A 26529-nucleotide genomic window follows, 5' to 3' on the forward strand; every position below is an offset into this window, starting at 1 on the left:
GCCAATTTTTGAAGTGCATCGAGTTTTGGAAATTTCACCAGCCATTACGCATCAAGGTTTCAATGCTGTGGCGCGAGAGTACCCTTGCACAGTTTCGCCATTCATCTTCCTTAGCATCAAGATTGGCGTTGTAGCGAATGTCAAAGCCATTGACCCGCTTCTGAGCGTTGATGTACTCGTCGAGTTTCTCGTCTAGGGTCTCAATATTTTTAATCCAGCTATCTTCAATCGTGTCGGGTAAGGAGCCAAAAAGATCGAAGCGGTCTTTCATTCGCTCTGAGAGACGTTCGTAGATGGTTTCATCGACGGTATCCTGGTATACCAGGTTGAGCATGTCAACAGTAGGGCGAGTTTGGCCAAAGCGTTTGATGCGCCCTATCCGTTGCTCTAAGCGAGTTGGGTTCCAGGGTAAGTCAACATTGATGAGAGTACCAAGGCGCTGAAGGTTAAGTCCTTCACAAGCGGCATCGGTGGCCACCATGATGCGAATGGCTTGCTCTTCGACCATCTTTTTAAGCGTTTCTCGCTTGGCTCTGTTTGAATTTTCCGGCCCACGGAAGAGGGCGCTTTTATTAGCACCGGCATATAAACCAATGAGCTTGTCAGGAAAGAGAGCTGCTAGATTTTCAGCGACCCAGGCGGCGGTGTCGTAGTACTGGCTGAAGATAATGCAGCCGTGCTGAACCCAGTCTTCCTGAGTGAGGTAATGTTTGACAGCCTTGAGTTTTGGATCTTCCTCCTGCATCTCTTTGAGGGCATTAATCAGATCGTGCAGAGCTTCTTGCTCCGCGATCGCTAACTCAATATCTCGCACTGACTCTTGCTCGTTTTCGTCTTCAGCCGCCTGCTTGTTTAATAACTGCTGAGCTGTATTGAGTCCGGCCACACAGCTAGAGCAGAGCCGCTGCTCGACGAGATTTTTCATGAACCCGGCTCCAGCTCGTCTGCCATAGATTCGGCCAAACGTCTGTGCAGCCTCGTAAGCGTTGAGAAAAGCCTGATCAGTTCTCAATGCCCGTCGTTGAAACAAAATGGCAAAGGTATTGGGATGGCGACACTTTTCCTGGTTAGGATGCAGGTCTACGCCGACTTTTTGTAGCAGTCCGGCGTCTTCGAGTACCTTGCGTTTGCGCAGCACCACATGGCGCACGATGGGGTTGTGGCGCTGGAAAAACCGCATGTTGGCCCGTTCGGTATCCAGCAGATCCTCCAAATCATCCCGAACGGCGTAAGGCAGGTTGACGATGGGGGCAGCAGTATCAAACTCTTTAGGCTGCATTCCCAGCTCGCCGCGAATTTCATGGATAACACGGCGAAAGTCGCTTTCTGCGGAAGAATCGAGAGGTGGGAGAGGCGATCGCAAATATCGCCAAGCTTCTTCAAGATCGTCAATAAGCGATTCGCCCGTTACCATCGGAACGATCTGTTCAGGGTAATGCCAGGGACTCAGCTCGTTGCCCATGACGAAGCGGCCATCACCCTGGTGCAAAATCTTCAACTGATCCCATAGGTCTTCGACTTGTGTTTGCATGGGGGTGGCCGTACCCAGCAAGACATGGCGCGATCGCCCTGCTGCGGCCAGCATGAATTTCAACAGGGCATTGGGTTCACCCGCATCTTTACCCATGCCCTGCTTACTGCGAGATTTGTGGGATTCGTCCTGAATCAGAATTTCAAAATTGAGCTGACTAAGGAGATCGCGCTCTTTCGTCGGTTGGACGATCAGCCCCGTGGAGATAATGCCAATGCGGAGCGGGCAGCGCGTCACATTTTCGGCACCCGTGGGGGAAATCGCCCGGTCTTCTGGATCGAGCCATACTTTTTTCTGGGAAGACCAACGAGCACAGGGGAGTCCCAGTTTATCCAGTAGTTCGGTCTGCCACTGCTCGGTCAGGGGAGCAGGCGCAAAGATGACAATGGGACGGCGGCGGCCCCGTGCGCCCTGCTGGGCAATCTCCTGTTCGTGGACCAGGGTTAAGGTGAGAGCCGCTGTCGCGAGCGCCAGGGTTTTACCTAAACCCACTTCATCGGCTAGCAAGAGCCTGACAACACCATGCCAGCGCAGGTGCTTCATGCATTCAGCGACGAAGGCCCGCTGCCAGGGTGAGAGCGACAGCCCTTCCCGGTACATGGGCGACTCCACTAGGGCGGCAGGAGCCAGACTCTCCTCATCGGGTTGGTCGTCCAGTTCAATCTCTACCCGATGGGCGCGACGCCCTACTTCCTGGACGACGGCTCTAGGCAGTGGGACAGCCTTAGCCCATAGCGCCTCAAATTCAGCTTGTATCCAGTCCACGCCTTCAAGGCTTTCGTCTGACCACACGATTTCGTAGTGAGATTGCCAGCCCGCACGGGTTTCGTTCATGGAGCCGATGAACCCAATGCGGCGACCATCGTGCAGTTCGATGACGCCTGCTTTACCGTGAACGAACCCGCAGAAGTCGTCTGGGGCAACGCGGATGGCGTTGGGGTGTTTATCTAGAAATTCGTAGAGCCATTTATAGCGAGGACGGTTGAGCAGTGATTCTGCCTCCACGGGCAAGCTATTGAGGCGGCCTAGCAGCTTAGATTCCTGAATTTTGGCGACTTTGATGTCTTCAGAGCGCACGTCGGAGTTGCAAACGATGCGGACATCCTCAATACCGTCGAGGTGTTCTCCCGCAATCTCAAACAGGGACGAGGTGAAGTAGCCCGCGATGCGGTGGTAGCGTTTTGCTTGCTTCAGGTACTTGGTAAGCACCGTCTGGTCTAGGCGATGAGTGCGGGAGGAATACCGCTGTATTCGAGGTTGGCTCATGCCACGCTGTATTGGGTATAGGGACGCTTATAAGGGGGCTGTAATCCCAGGACAATATCGGTGGCGGGTACCCCGCGATCGACTAGCTCTTGCCCCAAATCGGCTTCCGTCATGTTTTGCTGAATCCAGACTTTCCCTTGCTTGATATCGAGGTGAATGTAGCAGGCGTAAATGCGATGGAGCCCCTGCCAGCCCAATTCCACCAATTGATAGTGGTCGTTCTCGGTATCACAAATGATTTGACATTCAATGTCTGGGTCGTCTTTGGTTCCGTGACTTTGCAGCAATTCACGGATGATTTTGCGGTACTGATTTAAGGTATCCATTCCACAATTTCCTCCTGAGTAGGGTTGTAGATCAAGAGTTTCAAGGCATAGCTTTTGATGGCAGATTGGACAAAGCGCTCTTGGAAAAAGCTGTTGAATACGTCTTCAGGAACAGCGAGATAGAGGATGCGATCGCCCTCGGTCATCTCTAGCGCCAGGCGGTAGTTGAGAAATTGCCCCAATGCCGCATGGAAATCATTGATAGCGGATGGATTGATGAAGCTTTTGACTTCCACCGCGATTTTTTGGCCCTCTCGTTCCGCTGCGAAGACCTTCTCAGCCGCCAGGTCAATTTCCAATTTAACCCGATCAATCCGAATAGTTAGGGGATCTTTAGTAATATTCCAGCCCTCTTTAATCAAAGCTGTTTTGACGGATTCATGAAATAAATCCTTCGCCATCTCTGATTAACCTCCATACTTGCCCCCTAATCCCCCGATACCGGGGGACTTCCGATCCGGCTCCCCCAAGTTTGGGGGCTGGGGGGCTGCCAGCCCTGTTTCCGATCATCCTCCCATTCCCTCGTTGCGGATGCGGTTAGCAATAATCTCCGCTTTCTGGGCTTCTTCGGGACGCACCCCATCCCACATATCAGCAAGGTAGTGCGCCATTGCCATCAGGTGGCTGCGTTTTTGGAAGTAGATGTCGTCGAGGCTGGTGCGAATCTGGCCTAGGACGACTTTGGGGTCTTTGTCGTTGAGCAGCTCTTGAATGGCCATGAGCAGTTCGCTGAGCAGGGTACCGGCCAGGTCGCCACTGGTCAACTCGCGAGGCTTCAACTGTTTCGCACCTTTAAGTCGTGCCTGGTTGGGCTTGAGGGAAGCCATGAGCGGTTGATACTCGACATGGAATGCCTTGGAGAAGTTCTGGTAGTTGTCGAGTTTGGCTGCGCCGGTTTTTTCAATGGCGGCCATGCGGAGGTAGAACCGCTCGACGCCGGTGATTTGGCTCCAGGTGTCGGGGTTGAGGGCTTTGAGACGATCGGGAATCAGCAAGTTGTTGGCGACCTCGGAGGAATATTCCACGATTGCATCAACGACGGTTTCCTCACCTTTTTGGCGGGGTTGGAGGGCGAGGGTGGTGACATCGCGGCCATCGACTTCGGTGTAGCGGGTCAACACTTTGAGGGCGGCGGCGTACCCGGCCATTTGCAGATCAGAGTCATTGAAGACAGTCTCGCCGTGGGCCTGGGCAGCATCATTGAGGTTGAGCATGGCCTCGATTTGGACCTGCACTTCTTTGCGGATTTTGGGCAGGAGGCGCTGCTTGAAGGTGGAAGCAGTGTCGAGGCGCTTGCGGAGCAGTAGGGTGACGGTGCCCTGCACGTAGCCGCCCTGTTTGAGTTCGGAGGTGGTTTCGGTGGCGATGTACCAGGCGCTGACGACTTGCAGCCCCGCTGCCCAAAAGATGGACACCATATCGGCCCAAACCCCGGTGTCTTGGTGGGTGAACATGACGCATTGCAGGCCGTTGTCGGGCATGTGGTTAGTCATGGCGCGGTAGGCATCGACCATGCCTCGGCGGAAGTCTTCACCATCGCCTTTGATAGCGAGGGCGCGACGGGAATCCCATGTCCATTGGTCAAAAGGGGGCGGGGGATTTTTACGGAGCCATGCAATGAAGAATTCAGTTATTTCTTCATAGTTGACAGCATCGGCATAAGGCGGATCTGACAGAAATAAGCCCGAAGATTCACTCACATCCCATGCAGATTTGCAGTCTATTTTGTAATTACTGCTCAGATTAAAAGTACCAGCGCCAACACCATTACTAAATAATGTATCTAGAATATGGGAAACGCTACGAAGGCTATATCTATAGTTAGTGTTTAATGCTTGATTATAGAAAGCATTTGCAGTGTACTCTCCTGAACCGGGATGACCAGTATTCCAAGCACATAGCTTACAAGCATTGTTAAGGACAAGAGGAATCATTGCCGAAAGATGAGGCAGGATAGCTTCATTTTGGAACTGATTGCGGAATATAGCTATTCCAAGCAAGCTTCTAGCACCAAACAAATGATGCCAATATTGCCAACCTCTCTCACGAATAGGCTGTGTAGTATTGTATCCCGGTTCAATTGACATGTCTGGCAAGATTCCCTTTTGTTGCCAAGCTTCTAAATGTTCGCTTACAAGATTATTTACCTTGTCTTCTCGCGCTAAATCCTCGGAAGTTATGCTCCCGAAAAAGGCTTCTGGACGGCCTTTATCAAGAGTTTCCTTCGTCATCCAATGGATACAGAAAAGGCGTTCCTGCCAAATGTCGTCATGGTTTGGGATAAAGTCATGCTTGCCCCAAAGCCGCAATTTATTTCCGGTAGTACCATCAGCCAATCGATAATCGCCACGAAGTGTTTTTATCGGAGTTCGATATTCTTTACCATCTAATTCGTAAACTAAGTTTCCATCCCGTAATGTACCGAGTTTGGCACACTTCATTTCTTCTTTAGTTGCTCCAGTAATAATTTCTATATCAAAAGCTTTACGCTCATGATTTGGAACCATCTTGCCGTAAACATTACGATTTGAACTTACGACCCAACTGGGAGTAACAGGCACCATCCATCCCGTCTCAGGGCACCGCGTCTCCAAACAATACAAAAACGCCTTTGCCCTGTCCCCCCGCTCATTGTGCTCAATCCCCAACTCGGTGATCTCCCGATCTACCGCTTCCGCCACTTCCTTTTGGGCCTGCGCAATCTCTGCCCGCTTCTCCGGGCTGGCTCCAATGATGTTCAGCGCCCCCCAGGTCAACATGCAGGCCACCGGATTCAGATCCGACGCATACACATCACACCCCAACCGCGCCGCCTCAAACGGAATCGAGCCGCCCCCACAAAACGTATCCCCCACCCTGGGCCGATGCCCATAGCGCAATATCCCCAACTGCTCCACCAGTTCCTCATGGGAATTGGCTTCAATGCCAAACTCTGCCAGGTGTGCGTTCACGTTATCCCAAATCGGCCCATAGAGCACCGCCGGATCAATCTCCTCCGGTCGCCGACACAGCCCCACCTTCTCCTCATAGGACAAGCCCGCCAGCGCTTGCGCCAACAGCGGATACTTCTGCTCATCCGCTAAGCCCCGCTGCCAGCGCACCTTCAGCTTCGGATACTGCGACCCATCCAGCGGAAATTGCAGCGCTTCAATGTCGTCGGGGTCGTAGAACTTGTTGGTGTAGTCAAAATAGTCCCAGGGATTCTGGAGGGTGATGCGTTCCGCAATCTCCGAGACCTTTAGCTTCGGCTCCCGCCGCCCAAAAGCCTCGTCATCCATGCCCATCAGCTTCTCAAAGATGTGTAGGTCCGCTTCTAAGTTATCCGTCACCGGCAACAGACAGCCCAGCACGATCGCCCGCACCATGATCAGCGGCTTGCGCCCCTTCCAATAGGATCCCAGCGCCGTCAGGGTTTGCCCCGCCCCGGCTTTCCGTTCCTTCTGGGCCTCCGCCGAAATCTTCTGCGCCGGAAACACCCGCTCAATCAGCGAGGGGGCATCCTTGAGCGCCAATGGCTCCAGGGCAGGTTTGGCGGCAGTATTCGCCGTCATGGCTTCGGTCTCCTAATTGTTCTGAAATAGCGGCAAAGTTTCGTAGATGGTGTCATCAGGCTTACCAGCCTTCCGGGGTTCTCGAATAGTGGGTTGAGGGGTATCACCCAGGGCGTATTTCAGCGCCATGCGCCACCCTCGCCCTGCATCGCCAGGGCCACCCACCGTGGTTGCCGTCATGCCAAACAGCCACCAGCGCTCCTCCGGGCGTAAGGCTAACCAGTTCCGTAGGGCCGTGCCGACCTTTTCCTCTTCCAGGTCTTCGATCGCCCAGGCCAACACACAGAGTTCCTTACCCAACAAGCGATCGACGCGGTTTTCCCCCACCTTCCATTGCCCTGGTTTCAGCTCATGGGCTTTCAGGCGTTCATTAAACATCCGCTTCACCGGATTGGCGATCTCCGTCCAGACAGAACGGGGCAATACCACCCGATCCAGCAGTTCACTTTCATCACCAACGGTGTGCATTCCCAGGTCTTCAACAATCTGCACCGGCTGCTTATTGCCCCGAGGAATGATCACCACAAAATGGTGGGGCGCTGCCGTCAACGGCACCCCAAACCCCTGAGTAGCATGGGCCGGTTGATTGGCCTTTTTGCGTGTTTTTTTCGGTTCGTTGACCATAAGAGCTGAGTACTTTTGTACTGAAACCATGTTACTGCTCCACCGTGTTGGGGGTTAGCTCAATGCCTGCGAGTTCTGCAAAGGTTTTTAGATCAAACCCAGTATTAAACGCAGCCCCATCCCGGATAGTTAACTGTACCAAAGCATCTGGCTCACCCAGATTGTCCCGCAGGGCCTCAATAACTTTTTCCAAAATGGCCGGGGTGACAGGCCGGTCGTTAAACCTGACCTGGACGGCTTGTTCGCCCTCACCCACATTGAGGGTGACCCCGTGGAAAATGATGCCCTGCCGATCTTTGAATTGAGCGATGACATCAAAGACGGCACCCGTGGTGTCAAAGCGGGGTTTAACCCGGACAATTCTGGCCGGTTGAGTTTCATCCAGTTCGACCCGCTTGGTACCCTTCTCGGCGATGGTGAAGGTTTCTGTTGCCGAGGCTTCACCCGCACTGGCATAAACCTGAAGCAAAATTTGACTATCGGAAATGGGCACCGGGCCGTCATAGATCCGCCCCTCCCGTGGATTGGTGGCATCGGTGGTGTAGCGCAGCACGGCATTAGGCGTTACAGCGAGTTCCACCTCACGATGATCGGGGCGATCATGCACCTGATACCGAATTTTGAGCTTGGCTACCCACCGTTTCGGCTCCCCTGGTTCATGGGTGCCCGTTGTATCAATTGCCAGAAAATACAGGGTTGGCTCTTTGGTGCGAAAGGCATCCAGGTCATCAACGACCGGATCTGCCTCAGTGACAGCGGCGGCAGTGCTGTAATGCACCCTGGGACTTGGCCCTGCATGGAGCGGGGTCAGCGTAAACACTGTTTCGCCAGTTTGGGTGTCCTGCATCTGGCTGACAATGTTGACGGCGGTTTTCTCCTTGGGAAACGGGCCTTTCTCAATCCAGCCATCATTACCCTCTCGCCAGCGCCCCTGAGATAATGCCTTGACCTTGAGCTGATCTAACCCCTTGATGCCGGGTAGCCACGGCCATGCCGGATTACTCTTGGCTCGCATGAGCACATCCCGCCAGGGTGTGCGGCGATCGTTCTGGGGCCAAAGCTCCTCTTCAGCCATTGCGAAGTAGGGCAGCGGGTCTGCCTCAGCATCCGTCGCGAGTTTGTTGTCGCAGCGCATACTCTCCAGCATGGCCTCGATCTGGGTTTCTACGCTGTCCTCACTGGTCTGTCCAAATTTCAGCCCATTCTCGATGGTGGCCTGCTGTAGCCCATCTTCGGCAGGGTAGAACAGGCGATTATAGGTACCCTGAAGGGCTTGGAGAAAAGCGCCCTCAGCCTCTTCCTTCGCATCCTGAGCCTGGGCATAGAGGGTATCGCTAGCGTTGATGCCTTTCGCGATGTTCTCGATTGCGTATAACTCTCGCAATGCCTCTTCGACCCTGCTGGCCATGTGGGTGTCGTTGCCCGACAGCACCAACAGGTTGTTCTTCTCAGAAACCGACCGATAGAACCGATGGATGTCCTCTGGCGGCACACTATTGTCTGGCGGCACCACCACCAAAATGCGATGGGTGCTCAACCGAATTTCGTCAATCTCTGGCATCACCAGGACTTCTTGATAGGCTCGCTTAGAACGAGCTTCCAGCTCCCCTTCCAGACGAGTCCGTAGCGCTTTATAGACCTTTGGATTGGGCAATCCCTGAGCTTCTCGCTGAATGCGCTTAGTCAGGTTCTCAGTGTCTTTGAAATAGAACAGCTCGCCATCGGCATGGAGATACCAGGCTGTTTTACGCAGGCGATCAAACGCCTGGGCAAACTCCTCGGGTTTACGGTTGGGTGCAGCCAGGTACTCAATCACTTCCTCTCGGCGCAGCCCCATGTGCCCTTTCACCGCCAGGGATAGTGAGGCGGAAAGAATCATGGCCGCGACCTGAGAGGCGGCATCACTGTTGAGATTGGCATCAATTTCTTCGGCATGAGCGTTGCCATTGTCGGCAATGTCCATCGTGATGGCCGGACGCAGCGCCCGGTTAATGTCCGTCACCTCGTTCATGACCTGGCTGTCGTTCAGGTTGAGGTGCTGGGTGCCAATCAGAAAGACATCATTCTGATCGCGATTCCAGGCCGAGCGAATGACCCGCGCCGCGAACTGCAACAGGCCACGGGTTTCCCGAAAATCTGGGTTGTCTTTAAACAGCGCGACCAGATGCTTAAATGCCGGATGAAAGGGATAGGTTGCCCGAATTTCGTCGGCAATTTGCTCTAAGCTGCGAGCGGTCAAATAGCCGCTGTCTTCGGCCAGCTTCACCTGGGCGGCGTAAGCTTCTGCCACCTCATCAATTTCTTCGTCAGTCGGCAGCTCCGAGAATAATCGCTTCCGCAAAATCGAGTAGATTTCGCTCCCCTCTAGGGAAACCGGGGTAATTTTATTGGCCTGTCGCGAGGCTTCTCGCTGCACATCTGCAACAAGTTTCTTGACCTCCTTCACTTGTTCGCGGTAACTGTCCGATAGGTTGGCTAGCACGACACAGCAACGGGGTAGCTCCAGCGCTGCCACAAACAAGTTCGATAACGCTCGGGTCAGTACGTCTACCATCGAGCCCCGACCGACCGGCACCGTTCGCGCTTCCAGGAAGTATGGGGGCAGCTCGTCGAACAGGATCAATGTGGGGCGATCGCCAATAATCTCCTTCCAGTGCTCTTTACCCGGAGCCTTCGGTCCATCTTTCCAGAACTGACGCATCTGCTCTTCCGCGCCAAGCTGTTTAGCAATTTCGCCCCACAAGTAATGATCGGGACTATCGCGACCATCGAACACAGCGACACGGGCAGGCTGATTGTCCAGACGAGCAATGACATCACTGGGTAAGACATGCGATCTCTGTGACGGGTACTTAGCCAGCAGCCCAAGGGCACACATCAGGTGAGTTTTACCCCCCCCCATTGCCTGGGCCAGCTCAAACAGGGCCTGATCGGTTTGCCCTGATAATCGCAGCAATCCCTCTCTGAGCAGTTCTTCCATGCCACGGGTGAGATAGCTTTTCGCAAAGAAGGCTTGGCCCTCATCGCTGGCATCAATCATCTGAGCTAAGCTTTCAACCCCTCCAGCAACTTGGTAGTCCAGTGTTGAGGGATGAACCTTGCAGGCATCTTTGACTGTTTTCAGCATGGCGATCGCTTTTTATGCTTTCCTCTAAGGCTGGCCCCAAAGGGTATAGTTCATGGCTTTACTAAGATAGCCAGATAGAAGCTCCGTTGAAATCCCCAAACCACTTGATTTATTGATACTTTTCCAGCTCTCTAGGAAAAATGACTCATCCCTTCATTAAGTTTTCCAACTTTGAAGTCTGAGTAGAAACGCTGACAACTGCACTTTAGATTAGTCATCAAACGCACAATCCAACGGTACTGCTTAGTGTTGTCTGCCATTGGTTGACCGTCGGCATCAGGATATAAGACATCAGGGCTTGCGGCAGTTTGAACCATAATCTAATTCCTGCGACCCACTCCTGTCCAATCTAACTTACCCTCGCTTCCAACCAGTCAAAGATCTGCTCTAGCTGAGCCGTTGTTACCAGCCCATACTGCCACAGCACCATTGGCAACAGATTTGGCATCGCAGCCGACTGTCGCAGTCCCAAAGCAATCGCTTCTGACGGAACCGCCAGTTCTTGCTGCAGATATTCAACCAGCTGGGCCTGCTGACTCATCGCATCGTCCTGCCTGTTACAGCCTGCTGGGCGTAGTATAGCCGTCAAAGGTGAAATTTCTGAGTAGTCTGTCTCTCTTATGAAAGTCAATCCCACATTCATATCGATACAGCCTGCAGGAACAATATTCCATAGATAGACTGCCCTGCGATCGCAGCTTGATTACACAAAAACTTACACGAACGATTCGTTCTTGGCTAAAGGCTGCCACGGTATATCCAGAAAGCCCATAACCCAAGGGGTTGACCGGCCTCCCGGTGACCTAACTCTCTATCGATGTGGGTTCAAGTCCCACCAGTTAGGGGAACAACTGACTCCAAGGGCCACACCGAGTAGACCCGGAATTCTACAGAGTAAAGTTGGCTCTAACGCCCAATCAGGGAGCCGAAGCAGATAGGTACCCTGGGGCAAACGGGAGATGATACGGATAAACAGATCCTAGAAAAGCATCCGATTTTGGGGCAGCAATCTGACTAACTCATGCTGACCACACTGTCGATAATCTCGCTGCAATTTGTGTAAGTTAGCAGCTTCCCCGAGAGGGCAAAAGGGGTGAATTGGATCGTCCTAAGTCATCAGTCAATCGATAGAGGGAACGAAGAAAAACGGCTCTAAGGTCTGTGGACTCAGGTCGAAACCGCAGTAGGCAAGACGGGATGCGGAACCCCTTAGAACCGGGTAGGACAGTCCGTAATTGGACTGAGGTTATCAGAACGCATTTACTAGAGAAGCGTATGGTTAGACACATTCGCCCCAAAGCGGATAGTGAATCGTGGGCTAAACAGCCCTGGAAGCAATATCGCAAGATACTCTTCCGCCTTCAAAAGCGAGTGTGGAAAGCGGTTCGAGCGAATGACCGGAGACGGGCCAGGAAGCTCCAAAAGCTGATCCTGAAAAGCCGCAGTGCTCAATTTCTGGCAGTTCGACAGGTTACCCAACTAAACCAAGGTCGTAAGACCGCTGGAATAGATGGGAAACTAGCGCTGAAACATCACGAACATTTTGAATTAGTCGAGCAACTGGCACGTCATGGGACGTCATGGCACCACCAAAAGCTGCGACAGATTCCTATCCCCAAAAAGGATGGAACGACTCGTATGCTGAAGGTTCCGACAATCTCGGATCGCGCTTGGCAATGTTTAGTCAAGTACGCGCTAGAACCTGCCCACGAAGCAATCTTCCAAGGTCACAGCTATGGGTTTAGACCAGGTCGTGGCACATGGGATGCTCAAAAGGCAATCTTTGATCTACTCAGAGGTAACTATGGTCTCCATAAAATCATCTTAGAGCTAGACATCGAGAAATGCTTCGACCGAATTGACCATAGTGCGTTGCTTCGGCTAACCATCGCTCCCCAAATGATCAAGGGAGGCTTGTTAAGATGTCTGCGAGCAGGCACCGATCCAAGCTTTCCGAATCAAGGGACTCCGCAAGGAGGAGTAGTTAGCCCGCTATTAGCGAATATCGCACTACACGGTGTAGAGACCATTGGTGCCCACCGACCGAAATGGAATCGGAAGGTGCTCATGAACACCTGTATCCGGTATGCGGATGATATGGTGTTTATTCTCTATCCAGAACAGGAACCTTTGGACGTACTGAAAGAAGTTGACGTATTTCTAAAGGAACGAGGCTTAAAAACAAAAGCCTCAAAAACGCACATCGTCCCCGCGACCGATGGATTCAATTTTCTAGGATGGAACTTTAAGGTGAGATCCGACGGAAAGCTAGTCTGCATCCCTTCAGAGGATAATTTCAAAGCATTCCGTAAGAAAGTCAAGGCCATCGTCAATAGTTCGAATTATGGAGCCAAACTTAAAGCTATCAAGCTAGCACCGCTAGTAAGAGGGTGGCGAAACTACCATAAATATTGCGATATGAGTGGTTCGCGTTTCTCGCTATGGGGAATGCAGTTTCGAGCCTTTAAGCGGTTCAATCGTGAGCGAAAGCAGGATCGCTACAGCGCCATGGCGTTGAGGGATAAGGCTTTCCCCACGGTTGGATACAAACAGTTTGGCCACGTCAAAGTACAGGGCGACCGCTCACCCTTTGACGGCGACGTTGTCTATTGGAGTAAGCGAAATTCTAAGCTGCATGATGGGCCGACGGTTCAGCAGCTCCGCAGGCAAAACCATACATGTGGACAATGCCATCTGGCATTCATCGAGGGTGAAAAAGTTCACCTTCATCACATCGATGGTGACCGGAACAACTGGGCGATAAACAACCGTTTAGCCGTCCATGAATCTTGTCACGATTATATCCACATGGGCAAACGCTAATTCTCTCCTCACTCGGCTGGAATTAGCTCAGGTAGTCGGGAGCCGGATGCGGTGAAAGTCGCACGTCCGGATCTAAATGGGAGGGGCGAAGTGGTAACACTTCCTCCGACCCAACCGAACGATTCTTGCTAGCAAAGATGAAGTTCAGCATCGGCCAACTAGAGCTAAGCATCTAAACATAAACGGTACGCTAATCTCGTATAGCGTTGCTGTGACTTGATTTGCTTCACGGCCAGCGCGATCGCCTTTTGTGCTCCCACCAGAATGACCCACTGCTTGGCCCGCGTCACCCCGGTATAGAGCAGGTTGCGCGATAGCATTACATAGTGCTGCATGAAGACTGGCAGAATCACCACTGGATACTCACTGCCCTGGGACTTGTGAATCGTCGTGGCAAATGCCAGCGTGATCTCGTTCAGGTCGGCGTAGTCATAGCTCACCTGGCGATCGCCAAATTGAGCCATCACTTCTGCTTCTTCAACATCTATCGCGGTGATCACCCCCAGGTCACCGTTGAAGACTTCGCGGTCATAGTCGTTCTTCTGCTGCAATATGCGATCGCCCTCTCGCAGCGTCATGCCGGCCCTGACAATTTCGGCTTTGGCGAGGCTAGGCGGATTCAGCAACTGCTGCAGCGTTTGGTTGAGCTGACGTGTCCCTACCTCGCCTCGGCTCATCGGGCAAAGCACCTGCACGTCTTTCGCGGGTTCAAAGCCTAGCGTCGGTATCAGATGGGTGATCACATCCTGGATTGCCGTGACACCGTGCGCTGGCTCGGCTGCCTCGAACCAGAGAAAGTCACTGCGCGGCTGATCGGTTACTGGCTCTAGCTGCGGGAAGTGGCCCTGATTGATGCGGTGAGCGTTGGTGATAATCGCCGATGCCTGCGCCTGCCGGAACACCTGCGTCAGCCGCACTACTGGAATCTGCCCAGATGCAATCAAATCCTGCAGCACTGCTCCGGGTCCCACGCTCGGCAGCTGGTCGATATCACCCACGAGCAATAGCTGCGTCTGTGGCGCGATCGCCTTGAACAGCGAGTTGGCCAGAAACAGATCCAGCATCGAAGCTTCGTCTACCACGATGGCATCGGCAGGTATTGGGTTCTCTAAGTCACGCTTGAATTTCATCTGCTTCGGGTCAAACTCCAGCAAACGATGAATTGTCCGAGCGGGCTGACCTGTCAGCTCACTGAGGCGCTGGGCGGCTCGTCCAGTCGGAGAGGCTAGCTCAATCGTCTTGCCCATCGCCTGCCACAGCGCCACGATGGTGCGGCAGGTGAACGACTTGCCCACACCAGGACCGCCGGTGAGAATCAGCAACCGCTGCGAGGCTGCCATCACCACTGCCTGTCGCTGCTGCTCCGATAGCTGTAGCTTTGTCTTGGCGCTAAAGCGATCAATCCAGTGCTCTACGCGCGGCACATCGACAAAGAGCGCTTGACTCAGCAGATGCTTGACTCGGTTGGTCAGTCCCTGCTCAGCATGGAAGAAGGGGGGAGCATAACAGAGAAACTGACCCTGAAATTCACCGCTGCCCCCCTGCAGCATCAGTTCTGCGTCTATGGCCATCTCAGTGGTCAGCGCTAAGATGTCTTCTGGCGCAGCTCGATGTTCTGGCAGCGCTAGCCGCGCTGCGGTGCGCTCCACTAGCTCTGGCTGAGGCAGAAAGCAGTGACCTTCTTCGGCGGCTTCGCTGAGCACGTGCAGAATCCCGGCCCGGTAGCGAAACTCCGAGTTCGGGGCTATACCCAGATTGCGGGCGATCGCATCGGCAGTCACAAAGCCAATGCCGTAGACATCGGTAGCAAGCTGATAAGGGTTCTCGGTCACTTTGGCGATCGACTCATCACCATACTGCTTGTAGATCTTGACGGCGTAGGTCGTGGAAACGCCATGCCCCTGCAAAAACAGCATCACCTCTTTGATCGCCTTCTGCGACTGCCAAGCCGCTTGAATCAGCTTTACCCGCTTCTTGGCTATCCCTGGCACCTCGATCAGCCGCTCAATCTCGTTCTCGATAATGTCTAACGTATCGAGCTGGAAGTGAGCCACAATGCGCCTAGCGGTCACAGGGCCAACGCCTTTAATCAGGCCGCTGCCCAGATACTTCTCGATGCCCGTCAGCGTCGCAGGCTTGGTCTCGCGATATTGAGCGACTTGGAACTGCGGGCCGTACTTGGGATGCTCGCGCCAAGTGCCCTGCATCTGCAGCGTCTGCCCGGCCTGCACGTTGGCGAAGTTGCCTACAATCGTTACTAGGTCACGGGTACGCGGCGCTTTCAGCCGCGCCACGGTGTAGCCCGATTCTTCGGAATGGTAAGTGATGCGTTCAACAACGCCCTGCAAAGATTCAATCTGAGGCAGCTGCTTCATCTACGGCTGGCAACAACTCTAGTTCAAATTTACGCTACCCGATCCCAAAGTGCTCACCCCATTTTCCTACAAGCTAGCGACTCCAATGCCTCTGACTGATATTGCCTATATTTTCTTAGGTAACAACCGCGCTTATATGTTACCTAAGAATCTGAAAATTGCGCCTAGCTTTAATTGGCTTTTGCCGCTGCTACGAGAACATTGATTCAGCTCGCAAACCAGGATCTATTGCTATCAACTTCGGAGTAAGCAGAGAATAATCCTGCACCCAGCGATCGCGCTCCAGATTACGGACATGCCTGTGATATCCCTAGCAAAGTTCAGTTTAGGGCATTGTAGTTTTAGCGCTACGCTGCTCGTACAAAATGGACAAAAACTCTGCTACAACCTTCTGAGGATGTTCTAAGCAATCTTTGGCCGTAAACCGAACAGTAGGAACACCAGCTCTCAGCAAAACCCGATCACGCGCATAATCGCGTACAGCTTGGTCTTGCTCATTATGATGCTGTCCATCAACTTCTAAAATCAGGCAAACGCCTTGGTAGAACACCATGAAGTCAGCTTCCACTCTGCCCGTGAGCTGGCCATTGCTAACTACCGTGTCTTGAAGATTCACTCGTCCACGAGCATTAGCGAAATAGAGCAGTCCAGTCTGCTCAAGTGCTTTGGCAATTCGCACTTCTGCCTCTGAGCGTAGATACAACCCACCCCACTCTTTCGTATAGTTGCCCCCACCATGACTCTGCTCACGTTGAGGAGTAGGAACTGTTAAAGCTGTACCCCGGATAATTTGCTCAACTTGTGAGCGATAAGCCTCAATACAGAAAATGTGCCAGTGGTGCTGAGTTCCAGCTCCCTTTGGCTGCCCCGCATAGGCCAGATGGAACACATTTTTCTTGACCATAAAGCAAAAGCCAGGGCGCGTTCTGTTGTACAACCACGCATTCGCCTGCTGACGCGCCTTTTTCTTGGCCTTGCCAGTTAGAGTTCGGCCAGAGGGACTCAAGGATACAATCACATCCAACAGCTTGCTGGTGGGCACCTGAAAAGAACAAGGCAAATTGCCGCCAATCGGAACGATGGTATTTGCAGTTGAACTACCGTGTTCTTCAAAATGGAATTCTAGCGACTTAGATTCACTGGCTGGCGAAGGCATCGATCCCCCTGGAACTATTCTCCTAACATTCCCAGATCAAACTTTGAACTGATTCTAAACAGCTTGGTGAATCTAGTCACCTACAGCGTTCTTAACGTTGAGTGATAAGGAATATGTCAATTTAGGAGCTACTGTTTTCTCCTTGTTAGTCTCCAGTCACATTGCTGACATTGCCAATCAACCTGCGTTGGCTCATAAGCAATTTTAGCTTTACATTCAGGACAGCAACCTGTCAGTAGTGGATGCCAGTTTAAGAGCTGCTCCTTTTCTGATAGGCTCAGCTCGCGCCCTGACTGATATACTGGCTCACGATTATAGTAAGCGGCCTCTTCTTTCTTGTTCTCATTAGCCATAGCTGCAAACTGACAGAGTCTCTCTGATTATTCCCTATCAGCAACAGCTAGCTAAATGTAAATATAGAGAAGGCTTGCAGTCACTACAGAGAAGGTAAAGTAGTTCAATAACACGCTCACACTGTCACTTATTACTGCCACCTACAACCGGGCACAGATTCTACATCAGCGGGCACTGCCCAGCATTCTAGCTCAGCAGACAGAAGCAGAAAATTTTGAATGGATTGTCGTTAATGATGGCGCAGATCCAGGAACAACTCAAATCCTGCGATCGCTGAGGGCACCTTTCCCTATCATTCATCTACCTATAGCTCACCCGAAGGCAGGCTTCGGGCTTTGCCATGCCCGCAACCTGGGCTTGCGGCAGGCGACCGGAGAACTGATCGCCTATCTTGACGATGACAATATACTCGCGCCTGAGTTTACTGCTCAGACCTTACGCTTCTTTCAGCAGCACCCCCACATTCACTGTTCTATGGTGCAGCAGCGACGGCGACGGGAGTTAGATACAGCAGCCGGAAGCAGCTTCATTTCTCCGTCTATAATTGCGACGGCAACCGAGCTAATTCGGCAAAAAGTCCCATTTGATAGCAATGGTTTTGTCCACAGAAAAGTAGATTGCCCCTGGTGGAACCCAGAGTTTCGCATCTTTTGTGATTATGAATACTTTCTTCAGTGTCTTGAGCAGTGGGGCCACAATGCTTTTACTATTCACCCGCGTATTCTGGTTAACTATGTACAGACAACAGCCGGGATTATCGGCCAATCCCGCTATGGGCAATGGGCTGATGAACTGCGCCGCCTCTGTCAGAATGCTGAGGACTATCCAGCTATTCAACCTCACCAAAAGGAGTTGCAGCAGCTAGCTGATAGCTGGCAGGCGAAGAGACAGCAGGCGATCGCGGGCTTCAAAACAGCAGCGTATAAATAATATTCGTTAAGGCGATATGGCAATGATCTAACATGAGTAAGCTTCAGCAATTGTTTGTCTATGAAGAATGATTCCAACATGACGAATCTACTCAAGAGTTTTTCTCTAATTCCTCAACAAGTTCAATGACTCGTCCAATTGCTCTTTCAAGACTACTGCGCTTTCTTTTAGGAATAGTCTCAAAATCAATTTTTTTTACTTTTCTGGTGGCTTCTTGAAAGGCTTTGATAGGCGTCCATTCTTCATGCTCATTTTTGGAAAGAGGCGACGGAAGAAGAGTCTCCTTATTTTTAGTATCTTTAACAGCATTTTTAATTTCAGCGACTGACATGCCTTTAGCTTTCTCAATTAGCTCAGCTTTGACAGCTTCATCCTCAATCTTGCTAATTTCCAAAGCACTTGCTGGTGACATCCCTTGTTTTATAGAATTTTGCAGTGTTTCTGAAAGCTGTAGGAGAGGAAGACGGCTAGAAGCAAAGCTTTGAATTGAAATCTCGAACTGATTGCGCTCCCAGGTTTCTTTGATACAGTTAACTCTATGCTCATCAACTTTAGAAGTACCACGTGCAATTTGCCTAATCAACGCGGATAGCTCATCTAAATTAACTACTTCACCCTGAGCTAATAGCGCCTCGCAGAGAATGTCTAAGACTGCGTTAGAGTCGTCAATTGCATTAAGTGGTCTACTAGCTCCGTTAAGCTGATATGAGAACTCAGCCAACTTTAGCGGACTATCTATACTTTCTACAGAGAGCAAAGCCGTTTTGTATCCAAGGCGCTTAAGAGCCTCTCCAGTGGTGTGCCCTCCGAGGTATTCATAATCATGCTGAGGATCTTCTACTCTAATTACTGGTAGGCTACCGCTAAACCCATGCTCTTGAATACTTGCCATAATCTGCTGAATATGGCTTTCTTCTGTGTAGGAGCGATACTGTTTGCGCCCCCAACGGATTCGATCTAGTCTTCCCTCGATTAGCTTTGTAGGGCTGTTTTCTTCAGACACAGCATTAGCAGAAGTTCCCCAAGAGCCAATGTTTTTAAATTTACTCATTTCATACCCTCTAAAATTTCTTTAGCAATTGCCTTACAATCTGCCCACGCGATGCCCGCATTACTATCTTTTCTACCACTGTCCACACGGGCATCTCGTACTAAAACACCTTGAGCAGAGGCTTTTGCATAAGCCGAAAAAGCCCGCATATAACCGCTTAAAACAGGCTGGTCATGTTGCCTCAAAAAACCACGCGCTTCCTGTTCATCCTTAGTGCGGCTGTCCACAATCGTAAGACAGAAGGTATATGGAATATCTGAGCCAAGCGTAGCAAGTCTACTCAAAAACCTGGGTAGAACTTCCAAGCTTAAAGCTTGAGCCGTAGTTGGTACCAATAATAAATCAGTATCTTCAAGCAAATCTCTCAAGTCTTCATCGGAGGGTCGTGCTTGAGTATCTATGACAACATGCTCGGCTGTGTTGCCGCGTTGAAACCACTTTGATGCCTGCTTTTCGCCAACAACAGTAAAAGGAAGATTTTTAGTAGCAGCTCGCTCTGCCCAATTTAGAACAGAACGATTAGGATCACCATCTATCAACAAAACTTTCGCTCTCTCAGCCTCTGCAATGGCTGCTGCCAGGTGAAATGATAGTGTTGATTTTCCGACACCTCCCTTATCTGATGCAGTAGTAATGATCATTAGTTCAAAATTGAGTTCAACTACAAATTATCCGGCAAAAACCGATAAAACGTTTTATCGGTTTTTATAGCTCACAGCACAATGGCAGAAAAATCACAAAAATAACACTTTGCTTGTAGCAGTACCTAAAAGTCTTTTAAGGTATTGGCTGCTCTAGAGAGATGAAAAATGAATGCGAAAGGGGACAAAAAACATCCTTGTGATTGAATATTATCAGGCCGCAGTCGCAATAGCCATGTGCAAGAAACCTGGGCCGTTACCCTCCGCGTCCGCTTGAGCTACTACATAGCGGCGATCGCCGTTCGGAAGCTCCACCAATAAGTAAGGATAAGCGTCAGGATAATCCCCTTCCACATCGGCTGCTAGGATTCTAGCGCCTACTAGCTGCTTGAGTTCTTTCTGGTAAAAGTTCATCGTTATTCCTCAAATGGCTTCTCTAAATCTCTAGGAACTGCCAGTGAACATCGGCAAGCTGGCAGCAAATCTCCGTGGCTGTGCCTTCAAATGTCCATCCAACCTGCTGCCCCTCGCGCTCATGCAGTGGTCTAGGCGGCAGTACATAGCTCTCATCGCTTAGATAGAGAGCGCTCGGCAGCTTTTCTACCCGACGAACGCAGTTCCGACGCTCATCAAAATAAACAGAAGTGCGGTAGCTCCAAAGTTGCATGTCTAGTTTTACTCTGTGACGATAAGGGGGCGTTTGCCCCCAGTTGCAGGCTAATCTTTGTAAAGATACAAACCTAGACCAAACTTCGCTGCCGCTCGTCTAAACGCTTTGCTTTCGGCGTTGGATGAAGGATCCCCGTAGGCTAGCTCTACCTCTTCGCCATCATCATTGAGGCGCTTAAGTTCCTCGGTTCCAGTCGCTTCGCGGTAGATATGGCCTTCACGGGTAGGAATTGTTAGACGGCCTACCAGAAACAAGCGATCGCTAGAGAGCTGTGTACTGATAATCTGCCACGTCCAGCCAGGAGCATACTTATCTAAAATGCTGTTGGCTGTGTACCAGTGAATGAAAGTAATCCGCTTGCCACCACGTTTCTTGGAGCTGAGCAAGTTTGCTGGCAGTGGTCGCTTCAGGGCTTCTTGAATCTGCTGCAGGCTCCATTCACCCACTTTGCTAGGAGGCTGGATCGGTGCTTTAGCAGACTGAGGAAACTGAACCAGCGCGGATGCACTTTGAGATTGACTTTGCATAGTTATTCACAAATGATTATGGTGTCAGAGCTTTGTTAGGGGCAGAGATGCCCCTTAAGTGATTTATCTAGAACAGCAACCAATCATCACCATCCATGTAAAAGTCAAGATCAGTGGCTGGATCAGGGTTAGGTGAATCAAACCAATACTCTGCTCGCGCTTCAGCAGCAAAGGCTAGTTCCTCCGTAGTAGGGCTAGACTTCCTGTTTTCATTAGGAGCATAGAAATCTGATTCAACCTCAGCGGCTTCAGGATTGAGTGCTTCGGGCGTCCATTCAATGCGATCAGTGTCAGCTTGTTCTCGCTTTTGGGCTTCGTAAGCAAGGGCAACTTCAACAGGCATTACAATATCTCCAGGGTTAACAACCACTTGAGAGGGCATTCAGCTTGGTGGCAGGTGTCCTCTCTTGCTCTATACCCTTATTATACACTGGTTAACCAGTGATTGCAAGCTATAACGCTGGTTAACCAGTATGATTTATGCTAAATTTGCCTTGAATCTGTCACTCCAGGCAGGCATCAGTCACTATGGTTAAAAAATCTCAGTTTGCAGGACTCACTCCTTTCAAGCCTGAAGGTGAAGAAGCTTTAGGCCGAAAAGTTTATGGAACCAAAATGCCTGAGTCAGTCGGAAAGATTCTTGATGAGATGGGCACAGCCAAAGCCCAGTACATCCGACAAGCTATCATTGAAAAACTTCAGGCTGACGGCTATCTCTAAGCTCTTTATCCTAAGAACGCTCTAGCAAGAATTTATAGAAGGATCTTTATAACTCCTGGCGATTGGCCTGCTGGCTATCTGCTAGATCCATCCGCGAGCATTGAAGGAGCGTTTATCTTCTTTTGGCTTTTTGTGCTGGCTGTAGTAATTTCGTATTGGAGCGATCGCTGCCAAGAAGATAGGAAAAAACTCTAGCAATAGCTAGAGCTTTATGAGCCTCAAAAATATTCTTTCCAAAGTTATTCAAAGCTCAGCAGCGGCAGAGCAATCTGACCTACTTCATTCGCCAGTTCTGTTTCCTCTGGCAAGGAAAAGCTGATATATCCGGCATCCCAAAGCACCACAGCAACCCGGTCGCGGGGTGGATTGCGGCAGCAGCGGAAGTCTAACACCACACCGAAGCGCTGACTCGGCCAGCCCCTCAAAAACACGACGCGATCGCCTACCTCCATCTATATTTCGGCTTCTGGCTCGGCGGGTGAATCTGGAATCTCGCTAGAGGAATCAGCCGCTTGCGTACTGAAGGTTTGTACTTTTGCGACCAGTGCCCATAGCTCACTATTCTGCTGCTGCTGAAGCAAATTAAGCAGGTCGGTTTCTATCTGATAGCGCTGATGCGTTTGCTCTAACTCTTCAAGCTGACTCTTTAGACCCGAAACGGCCTGGGCCAGCTCGCTATTGGACTGAATTCGCGCTTGTAGCTCTTGTTCAATCGCTTGCTGCGCCTGCTGGAATAGATGCATTGCTTGCTGAGTCAGAGCAGGCCAATTTACAGGACTGGGAATAGAGCAGGGGTTAAGCGTAAACCTTTCACTTGAGCAGCTTTCAGCAATACCCATGATCAGCTGCATATAATCATTGCCTGACTCGATTTCGCCATCGAGCTGCCTCAATAATGGCGCAATCCTTGAGTCGCTAAAAACATGGCCTTCAGCCTTGCAGACCTCGGGCAGCGGGGGCAGGGCCAGGCCCTTGAGATTAGCTGATAGGCTCTTGGCGATCGCAGCAATAATAGCTACCCGATCCTTCAAAGCCATCGCTCGCCATCTAGAACCGAATAAAGTTTCTAGCTGCTGTACCGCTGGTGTCGGCAGAAAATCAGAGATAGGATCCATAAGTCGTTCCTGAAGAATTTGCTAGGGAATGAAGTGAGAGGTTTAGAAAGAAGTAGCTTCAAGCAGGGCCTCGTCAGCGCGATTTCTCTCTAGCGGGCTAGCGCTTCCCAGGCGCGAGCGATGAAGGGCAATCTCAAACATCTCAGCCTTCATCTCGGCGGCGGTGGCACGCTCTAGATATTCAGGGCAAAGCTGTTCGTACTGCGCGACAAACTCCTGGCTTTTGGTAAGAGCTGCCAGCAACTCGCTGCTGTGCTCTTGGAGCTGCTGGCTGTGTCCCTGCTGTTCAACCAATCGGGTTTGAAGCTCACGGAGTTCCTGCTCTAGCCAGCTAAGCTGCCCGCGAAGATTTTCCTTCCCCTTTTCAGCTAGGACAACTTGCTCAGCAGCTTCATCACATCCTTGCTCCATCTGAGCCAGATCAGTCTCAAGCCGCTCTTGCTCAGTAGACAGCTTCCTAATCAGACGGCGATCGCTCAGCATCACCGTGAGACTGCCTAACAAAAAACTATTGGTGGCTAGCGTTGCTAGAAAACCAGCCTTCTTGTGAACTGGAATCAGGCACAAACTCAGCATGAGAGCCAGAGCTGAGCTGCCTAGAACGATCGAACTGGCGGTTTGACGTTGCATAATTGAATTGCTCCTTAGCTATTTGCTTTGTGGGGTAACCCCGGTCTGCTTTGGTTGGTTTGGCCGGGGTTTGAGATTTTTGTAATTTCCCGTTTCGCTCCAGAGAGCGATTGGCGGCTCAAAGTGCAGTCGGTAGCAGCCTGTCATAGAAGCTCTCTCACCTTTTGCGAGAGAGCTGGCAGCGTTCTGATTTCTTTGGCAATCGCTCTAGCGCCATGAGTTGAACAAAGCGCCTCAAGCACATCTCGCAGATCGTACTCTTTCAGCGTTTGCAGAGCATCGCGGTGAAGTTTTGCTGGAGCATCAGCAGTAGGCATCATGACCTCTCAATACTGGGGTGGACACAGGAGACGGATTGACCTGGACGCCTAGACTTTTTGAGTGATTTACCAAGACATCCGAGACATCTGCCTCATTTTGCGAGACGATTTTCAAGTAAAACTGAGTGAAAACGGCTGTTTTTGTTTAGCCACGGCGAGCCGGGGCGTCTAGCTGCACAGGGACACGTCCGCAGCTTGAGCAGACATAACGCAGCCGACCATCGGCATACTCCCCCTTGCGGCGAAACCTGTCGTGGCCGCAGTGGACGCATTGAGTGTCAGGCGGAGTCCCCCCGTCTAGCAGGCCCAAAGACATCTGGTTCGCTTTAGGCGCTGTCACCTCAGCCCCCTCTGGGAACTCGACTCCCTCTAGCTGGCCGACATAGCTGCTGTAGGCCGGAAGCTGGATGAAGAACGGCTCGGCTTCTCTGGGACTGACTACCAGCGCTATCCGATAGGCATCGGGAGAAACGACTTTGCTGGTGGGGTCAGTCGGGTACGCTGACTTGCCCTCTACCTCGTTCAGCTCCACGCAGAGCTGATTGAGCGCGTCTAAGCGCTCCTCAAAAGCTTTCATCTGATTGCCCTTGAGATGCTTGTTGATCCACACCTTCGCCGCTGTCGCCGTGAAAACCTGCGTGGCGTTCTCAAAGTCTTCTGCCATCAGTTTGGTAGCATTGCCGGTCTTGCGGTTGGCCTGAGAACCACCGCTGACGCCAGAGACATTCGCTCCCTGCCCTGCCGTTAAGAAGCCCATCCTTGTGTGATCAGATAACTGATAAAAATCTTTCATCACTAGGCCCAGATCTGGGTAGTCGCGGGCGATCGCGTTGATTTCATCCACCATCACCGTGATGAACGGCTTGTTGGCGGTTCCGGGCAGGTCGTTGCGGCGACGCTGGAACTCGGCGTGGGCTTCCCCTAGCCATGAGATCGCGGCCTCGATGCCGTCGCTCCCCGGTGGCACCACCCCTGGCACATGGAACCAGTCTTTGGGACTGCCGGGTATTGGGTTGATTAGCCAGAGCTGACCTTTCTGGAGCTGGGCGATCGCGCAGGCGATCAGCTCTAGCAGCGGCGACTTGCCCCCGGTCGAACCGGCTACGACCCGCACCCTGGGTACAAACTTGAGCGCCACAACCTCCTCAAACTCTGCCGCACTGTAGCAGACCAGCTCCGTGAAGCGCTCGGCTACCAGCTCAGCGCCCACGGCTTCTGCTTTGGCCGCTGTCGAGCCGGGGGCTGAGCGCTTTCGGCTCTTAGCTGAGCGAGACTGACTTTCTCCAGCCGGAGTAGACAAATCAACACTCAGCAAGAAGTTACGCGGGTCTAGCTCAAAGTCCTCGGAGCTAAGCCGATGCTGAGAGACGCCCCAGGCTCCCACTTCATCGCAGATTTTGTCTATCTCTGAATCTGTGAGCTTGGTTGTGGCTGGATTTCGATCAACTTTGAAGCGCAGCCGAAAACCGCCCGGTACTTTGACGCTCTCTACCGCATCTAGAATCACGCTATGGGCTGCAAAGTGCTCAATCAGGCGGTTGCCTGCCTTGTCGATGGACGTTTCGCCAGGGAAGCGGCAGGGGGCTTGCAGCACTTCAATTAAAGCTTCAGCGTCCACGATACGCTGCTGCAAACTGGCTAGTTCCTGCTTGAAGCTGTCCTCAATCACGTTGAAGCCGACCTCAACCTGAGAAGACCGCTCGACCCACTGGGACGCTTCCGAGACGTAATCATCGCGTAGTTGCTCAAACTCAGCATAGATAGCTTGCTTCTCGCCTTCGTGAGTAGTGCCGAGTTCCAAGTCTCGGATGCCCGACCAGAGCTTGCAGTAGCTCAGCGTCATCTCCTCTAGAAGAGACAGAAAGAAGCTGTAGGCATCGTCATGGCAATCGCACTCTTCACTCATAGCTTTGACGCGATCTCGCAGGCCCGCGTCATAGGCCACCAGAGACTCCCGGTAGTGCGTCCACCGCTTTTTCTCTGGCTCCTCCAGCTCGACTGGCTTGCCCGCATACTCCAAATCTGATACCGGACGATTCGGGTCGAAGCGATCGCAGATGGCAATGAGTCCCTGAAATAAAGGATTCCAAACGTCGAGGATCTGAACCTCAATCGCGTCTAGGTGGACGGCGAGGTCATAGCGTTTTTCACTCAGACGGGATTGAGCTTGTTCGAGGGACTCCTGCATCTGGGCTAGACGCTGCGAGAGCGTCTTGACCTGCTCTCGTCGCCGCCCTAGCTCCGTCTGGTTAGCGCTGTCTCTAGCAGCTAGCTCAGCCACTTGCACTTGCAAACGGCTCAGTTGTCCTGTCATCTGGCTGGCTTCGGTCTGTAGAACCTTCATCCGCTCTTGGCGATCGCTCGCTTGGCTTTGAGCCTCTGTTAGCGTTTGCATCAGCTCTCTCTGTGATGCCTGCAAAGCATCACGATCACGGGTCAGCCGTTCAACCTGGTTGCTTCTCTCTTGCTCTAAGGTTGCCAGTCGATGCTCCCAATCGTTGTTGCTCTGCACCAGCAGCGTTATCGCGGTCTGAGTGGCGCGTTCGCGGCTAGACTTCAGAGCGGCAAATGAAAGTCCTGTCGTCCCCAACCCCGCGATCGCCATGCCCGGATTCTGAAACAGAATGCCACTGAGCAATGAAATCGATAGGGACGTTCCACTGGTCAGCCATACCAGCGTAGACAGGTAGCCGAACCTGGAATGCACCTTCTGGTGGCGCTGTTTCTCTTCTTTACCGCGTTCCCGTTGCGTTTTCATGAGGATGCTCCCTCGAAATGAAGTAGTGAGGGAC

Annotated in this window: 23 protein-coding genes and 1 pseudogene; 3 read left to right on the plus strand and 21 right to left on the minus strand. The window is 51.8% G+C overall.

The genetic code is table 11. From position 1 onward, the window contains the following. Positions 1-34 precede the first annotated feature (34 nt). From QJQ48_RS23745 to QJQ48_RS23780, 8 genes and pseudogenes are all read right to left on the minus strand, one after another. A complete protein-coding gene (locus tag QJQ48_RS23745; RefSeq protein ID WP_346293732.1) occupies positions 35-2797 on the minus strand; it encodes a phospholipase D-like domain-containing anti-phage protein in 2763 nt (920 codons plus the stop codon). Continuing rightward, positions 2794-3123, minus strand: coding sequence for a XisI protein (locus QJQ48_RS23750; protein WP_346293733.1), 330 nt, complete (start codon positions 3121-3123; stop codon positions 2794-2796). The genes QJQ48_RS23745 and QJQ48_RS23750 overlap by 4 nt, the downstream gene beginning before the upstream one ends. Then, positions 3111-3524: an element excision factor XisH family protein gene (locus QJQ48_RS23755; RefSeq protein ID WP_346293734.1), complete on the minus strand. Its 414-nt coding sequence runs from the start codon at positions 3522-3524 to the stop codon at positions 3111-3113. Before QJQ48_RS23755 ends, QJQ48_RS23750 begins: the two co-directional genes overlap by 13 nt. 105 nt (positions 3525-3629) lie before the next feature. Next, positions 3630-6674, minus strand: a complete 3045-nt coding sequence (locus QJQ48_RS23760; RefSeq protein ID WP_346293735.1) for an anti-phage-associated DUF1156 domain-containing protein — start codon at positions 6672-6674, stop codon at positions 3630-3632. 12 nt (positions 6675-6686) lie between these two features. Continuing rightward, positions 6687-7298: an anti-phage-associated DUF3780 domain-containing protein gene (locus tag QJQ48_RS23765; RefSeq protein WP_346293736.1), complete on the minus strand. Its 612-nt coding sequence runs from the start codon at positions 7296-7298 to the stop codon at positions 6687-6689. A 31-nt stretch (positions 7299-7329) separates the two neighbouring features. Next, a complete protein-coding gene (locus QJQ48_RS23770) occupies positions 7330-10425 on the minus strand; it encodes an anti-phage-associated DUF499 domain-containing protein (RefSeq protein ID WP_346293737.1) in 3096 nt (1031 codons plus the stop codon). Positions 10426-10628: 203 nt separating this feature from the next. Then, positions 10629-10742: pseudogene (locus tag QJQ48_RS23775) on the minus strand (Uma2 family endonuclease); the annotation flags it as partial. A gap of 32 nt (positions 10743-10774) precedes the next feature. Next, entirely contained in the window at positions 10775-10966 is a 192-nt protein-coding gene (locus tag QJQ48_RS23780) for a DUF2949 domain-containing protein (RefSeq protein ID WP_346293738.1), read from the minus strand. A 734-nt stretch (positions 10967-11700) separates the two neighbouring features. On the opposite strand from QJQ48_RS23780, the gene QJQ48_RS23785 reads away from it, so the two are divergent. Further along, on the plus strand, positions 11701-13248 hold the full coding sequence (locus tag QJQ48_RS23785) for a reverse transcriptase domain-containing protein (RefSeq protein WP_346293739.1): 1548 nt from the start codon (positions 11701-11703) through the stop codon (positions 13246-13248). A 164-nt stretch (positions 13249-13412) separates the two neighbouring features. Here QJQ48_RS23785 and recD2 read toward each other — a convergent pair whose 3' ends face one another. Beyond that, on the minus strand, positions 13413-15623 hold the full coding sequence (gene recD2, locus QJQ48_RS23790; protein ID WP_346293740.1) for an SF1B family DNA helicase RecD2: 2211 nt from the start codon (positions 15621-15623) through the stop codon (positions 13413-13415). A 325-nt stretch (positions 15624-15948) separates the two neighbouring features. Further along, positions 15949-16779 (minus strand): endonuclease domain-containing protein, encoded by an 831-nt coding sequence (locus QJQ48_RS23795; RefSeq protein WP_346293741.1) that lies wholly within the window; start codon positions 16777-16779, stop codon positions 15949-15951. A 483-nt stretch (positions 16780-17262) separates the two neighbouring features. Between QJQ48_RS23795 and QJQ48_RS23800 the strand changes: the two genes are divergently transcribed. Continuing rightward, positions 17263-18063 (plus strand): glycosyltransferase family A protein, encoded by an 801-nt coding sequence (locus tag QJQ48_RS23800; protein WP_346293765.1) that lies wholly within the window; start codon positions 17263-17265, stop codon positions 18061-18063. A gap of 91 nt (positions 18064-18154) precedes the next feature. Here QJQ48_RS23800 and QJQ48_RS23805 read toward each other — a convergent pair whose 3' ends face one another. The 6 genes from QJQ48_RS23805 to QJQ48_RS23830 all read right to left on the minus strand — a co-directional run bounded on the left by QJQ48_RS23805 (position 18155) and on the right by QJQ48_RS23830 (position 21295). Continuing rightward, entirely contained in the window at positions 18155-19114 is a 960-nt protein-coding gene (locus QJQ48_RS23805; protein ID WP_346293742.1) for a ParB N-terminal domain-containing protein, read from the minus strand. After that, positions 19111-19755: a nucleotide-binding protein gene (locus tag QJQ48_RS23810; RefSeq protein WP_346293743.1), complete on the minus strand. Its 645-nt coding sequence runs from the start codon at positions 19753-19755 to the stop codon at positions 19111-19113. Before QJQ48_RS23810 ends, QJQ48_RS23805 begins: the two co-directional genes overlap by 4 nt. Positions 19756-19968: 213 nt before the next feature. Beyond that, the gene (locus QJQ48_RS23815; protein WP_346293744.1) at positions 19969-20169 is read right to left on the minus strand and encodes a hypothetical protein; all 201 of its coding nucleotides are present in this window, start codon (positions 20167-20169) and stop codon (positions 19969-19971) included. A gap of 22 nt (positions 20170-20191) precedes the next feature. Beyond that, the gene (locus QJQ48_RS23820; RefSeq protein ID WP_346293745.1) at positions 20192-20422 is read right to left on the minus strand and encodes a hypothetical protein; all 231 of its coding nucleotides are present in this window, start codon (positions 20420-20422) and stop codon (positions 20192-20194) included. 50 nt (positions 20423-20472) lie between these two features. After that, positions 20473-20952, minus strand: a complete 480-nt coding sequence (locus QJQ48_RS23825) for a Rad52/Rad22 family DNA repair protein (RefSeq protein ID WP_346293746.1) — start codon at positions 20950-20952, stop codon at positions 20473-20475. Between the two features lie 67 nt (positions 20953-21019). Beyond that, positions 21020-21295 carry a hypothetical protein gene (locus QJQ48_RS23830; protein WP_346293747.1) on the minus strand — a complete coding sequence of 92 codons (276 nt, stop codon included), beginning with the start codon at positions 21293-21295 and terminating at the stop codon, positions 21020-21022. Positions 21296-21480: 185 nt separating this feature from the next. On the opposite strand from QJQ48_RS23830, the gene QJQ48_RS23835 reads away from it, so the two are divergent. Then, positions 21481-21672: a hypothetical protein gene (locus QJQ48_RS23835; RefSeq protein WP_346293748.1), complete on the plus strand. Its 192-nt coding sequence runs from the start codon at positions 21481-21483 to the stop codon at positions 21670-21672. Between the two features lie 239 nt (positions 21673-21911). Here the strand turns inward: QJQ48_RS23835 and QJQ48_RS23840 are convergent, their stop codons facing one another. From QJQ48_RS23840 to QJQ48_RS23860, 5 genes are all read right to left on the minus strand, one after another. Further along, entirely contained in the window at positions 21912-22124 is a 213-nt protein-coding gene (locus QJQ48_RS23840; protein ID WP_346293749.1) for a hypothetical protein, read from the minus strand. Next, complete coding sequence (locus QJQ48_RS23845) at positions 22125-22787, minus strand: hypothetical protein (protein ID WP_346293750.1); 663 nt, start codon at positions 22785-22787, stop codon at positions 22125-22127. A gap of 42 nt (positions 22788-22829) precedes the next feature. Next, positions 22830-23417: a hypothetical protein gene (locus tag QJQ48_RS23850; RefSeq protein ID WP_346293751.1), complete on the minus strand. Its 588-nt coding sequence runs from the start codon at positions 23415-23417 to the stop codon at positions 22830-22832. A gap of 143 nt (positions 23418-23560) precedes the next feature. Further along, positions 23561-23737, minus strand: a complete 177-nt coding sequence (locus QJQ48_RS23855) for a hypothetical protein (RefSeq protein ID WP_346293752.1) — start codon at positions 23735-23737, stop codon at positions 23561-23563. Positions 23738-23882: 145 nt separating this feature from the next. Then, on the minus strand, positions 23883-26495 hold the full coding sequence (locus QJQ48_RS23860) for a hypothetical protein (RefSeq protein WP_346293753.1): 2613 nt from the start codon (positions 26493-26495) through the stop codon (positions 23883-23885). Positions 26496-26529 lie beyond the last annotated feature (34 nt).

Origin of the sequence: Sphaerothrix gracilis Ecp01 (genome assembly GCF_030405905.1) — a bacterium.
GTDB lineage: Bacteria > Cyanobacteriota > Cyanobacteriia > Phormidesmidales > Phormidesmidaceae > Sphaerothrix > Sphaerothrix gracilis.

Coding starts and splice junctions, on each gene's coding strand:
- QJQ48_RS23745 (WP_346293732.1), bottom strand. CDS start 2,797: ATGAGCCAACCTCGAATACAGCGGTATTCCTCCCGCACTCATCGCCTA.
- QJQ48_RS23750 (WP_346293733.1), bottom strand. CDS start 3,123: ATGGATACCTTAAATCAGTACCGCAAAATCATCCGTGAATTGCTGCAA.
- QJQ48_RS23755 (WP_346293734.1), bottom strand. CDS start 3,524: ATGGCGAAGGATTTATTTCATGAATCCGTCAAAACAGCTTTGATTAAA.
- QJQ48_RS23760 (WP_346293735.1), bottom strand. CDS start 6,674: ATGACGGCGAATACTGCCGCCAAACCTGCCCTGGAGCCATTGGCGCTC.
- QJQ48_RS23765 (WP_346293736.1), bottom strand. CDS start 7,298: ATGGTCAACGAACCGAAAAAAACACGCAAAAAGGCCAATCAACCGGCC.
- QJQ48_RS23770 (WP_346293737.1), bottom strand. CDS start 10,425: ATGCTGAAAACAGTCAAAGATGCCTGCAAGGTTCATCCCTCAACACTG.
- QJQ48_RS23780 (WP_346293738.1), bottom strand. CDS start 10,966: ATGAGTCAGCAGGCCCAGCTGGTTGAATATCTGCAGCAAGAACTGGCG.
- QJQ48_RS23785 (WP_346293739.1), top strand. CDS start 11,701: ATGGTTAGACACATTCGCCCCAAAGCGGATAGTGAATCGTGGGCTAAA.
- recD2 (WP_346293740.1), bottom strand. CDS start 15,623: ATGAAGCAGCTGCCTCAGATTGAATCTTTGCAGGGCGTTGTTGAACGC.
- QJQ48_RS23795 (WP_346293741.1), bottom strand. CDS start 16,779: ATGCCTTCGCCAGCCAGTGAATCTAAGTCGCTAGAATTCCATTTTGAA.
- QJQ48_RS23805 (WP_346293742.1), bottom strand. CDS start 19,114: ATGAGTAAATTTAAAAACATTGGCTCTTGGGGAACTTCTGCTAATGCT.
- QJQ48_RS23810 (WP_346293743.1), bottom strand. CDS start 19,755: ATGATCATTACTACTGCATCAGATAAGGGAGGTGTCGGAAAATCAACA.
- QJQ48_RS23815 (WP_346293744.1), bottom strand. CDS start 20,169: ATGAACTTTTACCAGAAAGAACTCAAGCAGCTAGTAGGCGCTAGAATC.
- QJQ48_RS23820 (WP_346293745.1), bottom strand. CDS start 20,422: ATGCAACTTTGGAGCTACCGCACTTCTGTTTATTTTGATGAGCGTCGG.
- QJQ48_RS23825 (WP_346293746.1), bottom strand. CDS start 20,952: ATGCAAAGTCAATCTCAAAGTGCATCCGCGCTGGTTCAGTTTCCTCAG.
- QJQ48_RS23830 (WP_346293747.1), bottom strand. CDS start 21,295: ATGCCTGTTGAAGTTGCCCTTGCTTACGAAGCCCAAAAGCGAGAACAA.
- QJQ48_RS23835 (WP_346293748.1), top strand. CDS start 21,481: ATGGTTAAAAAATCTCAGTTTGCAGGACTCACTCCTTTCAAGCCTGAA.
- QJQ48_RS23840 (WP_346293749.1), bottom strand. CDS start 22,124: ATGGAGGTAGGCGATCGCGTCGTGTTTTTGAGGGGCTGGCCGAGTCAG.
- QJQ48_RS23845 (WP_346293750.1), bottom strand. CDS start 22,787: ATGGATCCTATCTCTGATTTTCTGCCGACACCAGCGGTACAGCAGCTA.
- QJQ48_RS23850 (WP_346293751.1), bottom strand. CDS start 23,417: ATGCAACGTCAAACCGCCAGTTCGATCGTTCTAGGCAGCTCAGCTCTG.
- QJQ48_RS23855 (WP_346293752.1), bottom strand. CDS start 23,737: ATGATGCCTACTGCTGATGCTCCAGCAAAACTTCACCGCGATGCTCTG.
- QJQ48_RS23860 (WP_346293753.1), bottom strand. CDS start 26,495: ATGAAAACGCAACGGGAACGCGGTAAAGAAGAGAAACAGCGCCACCAG.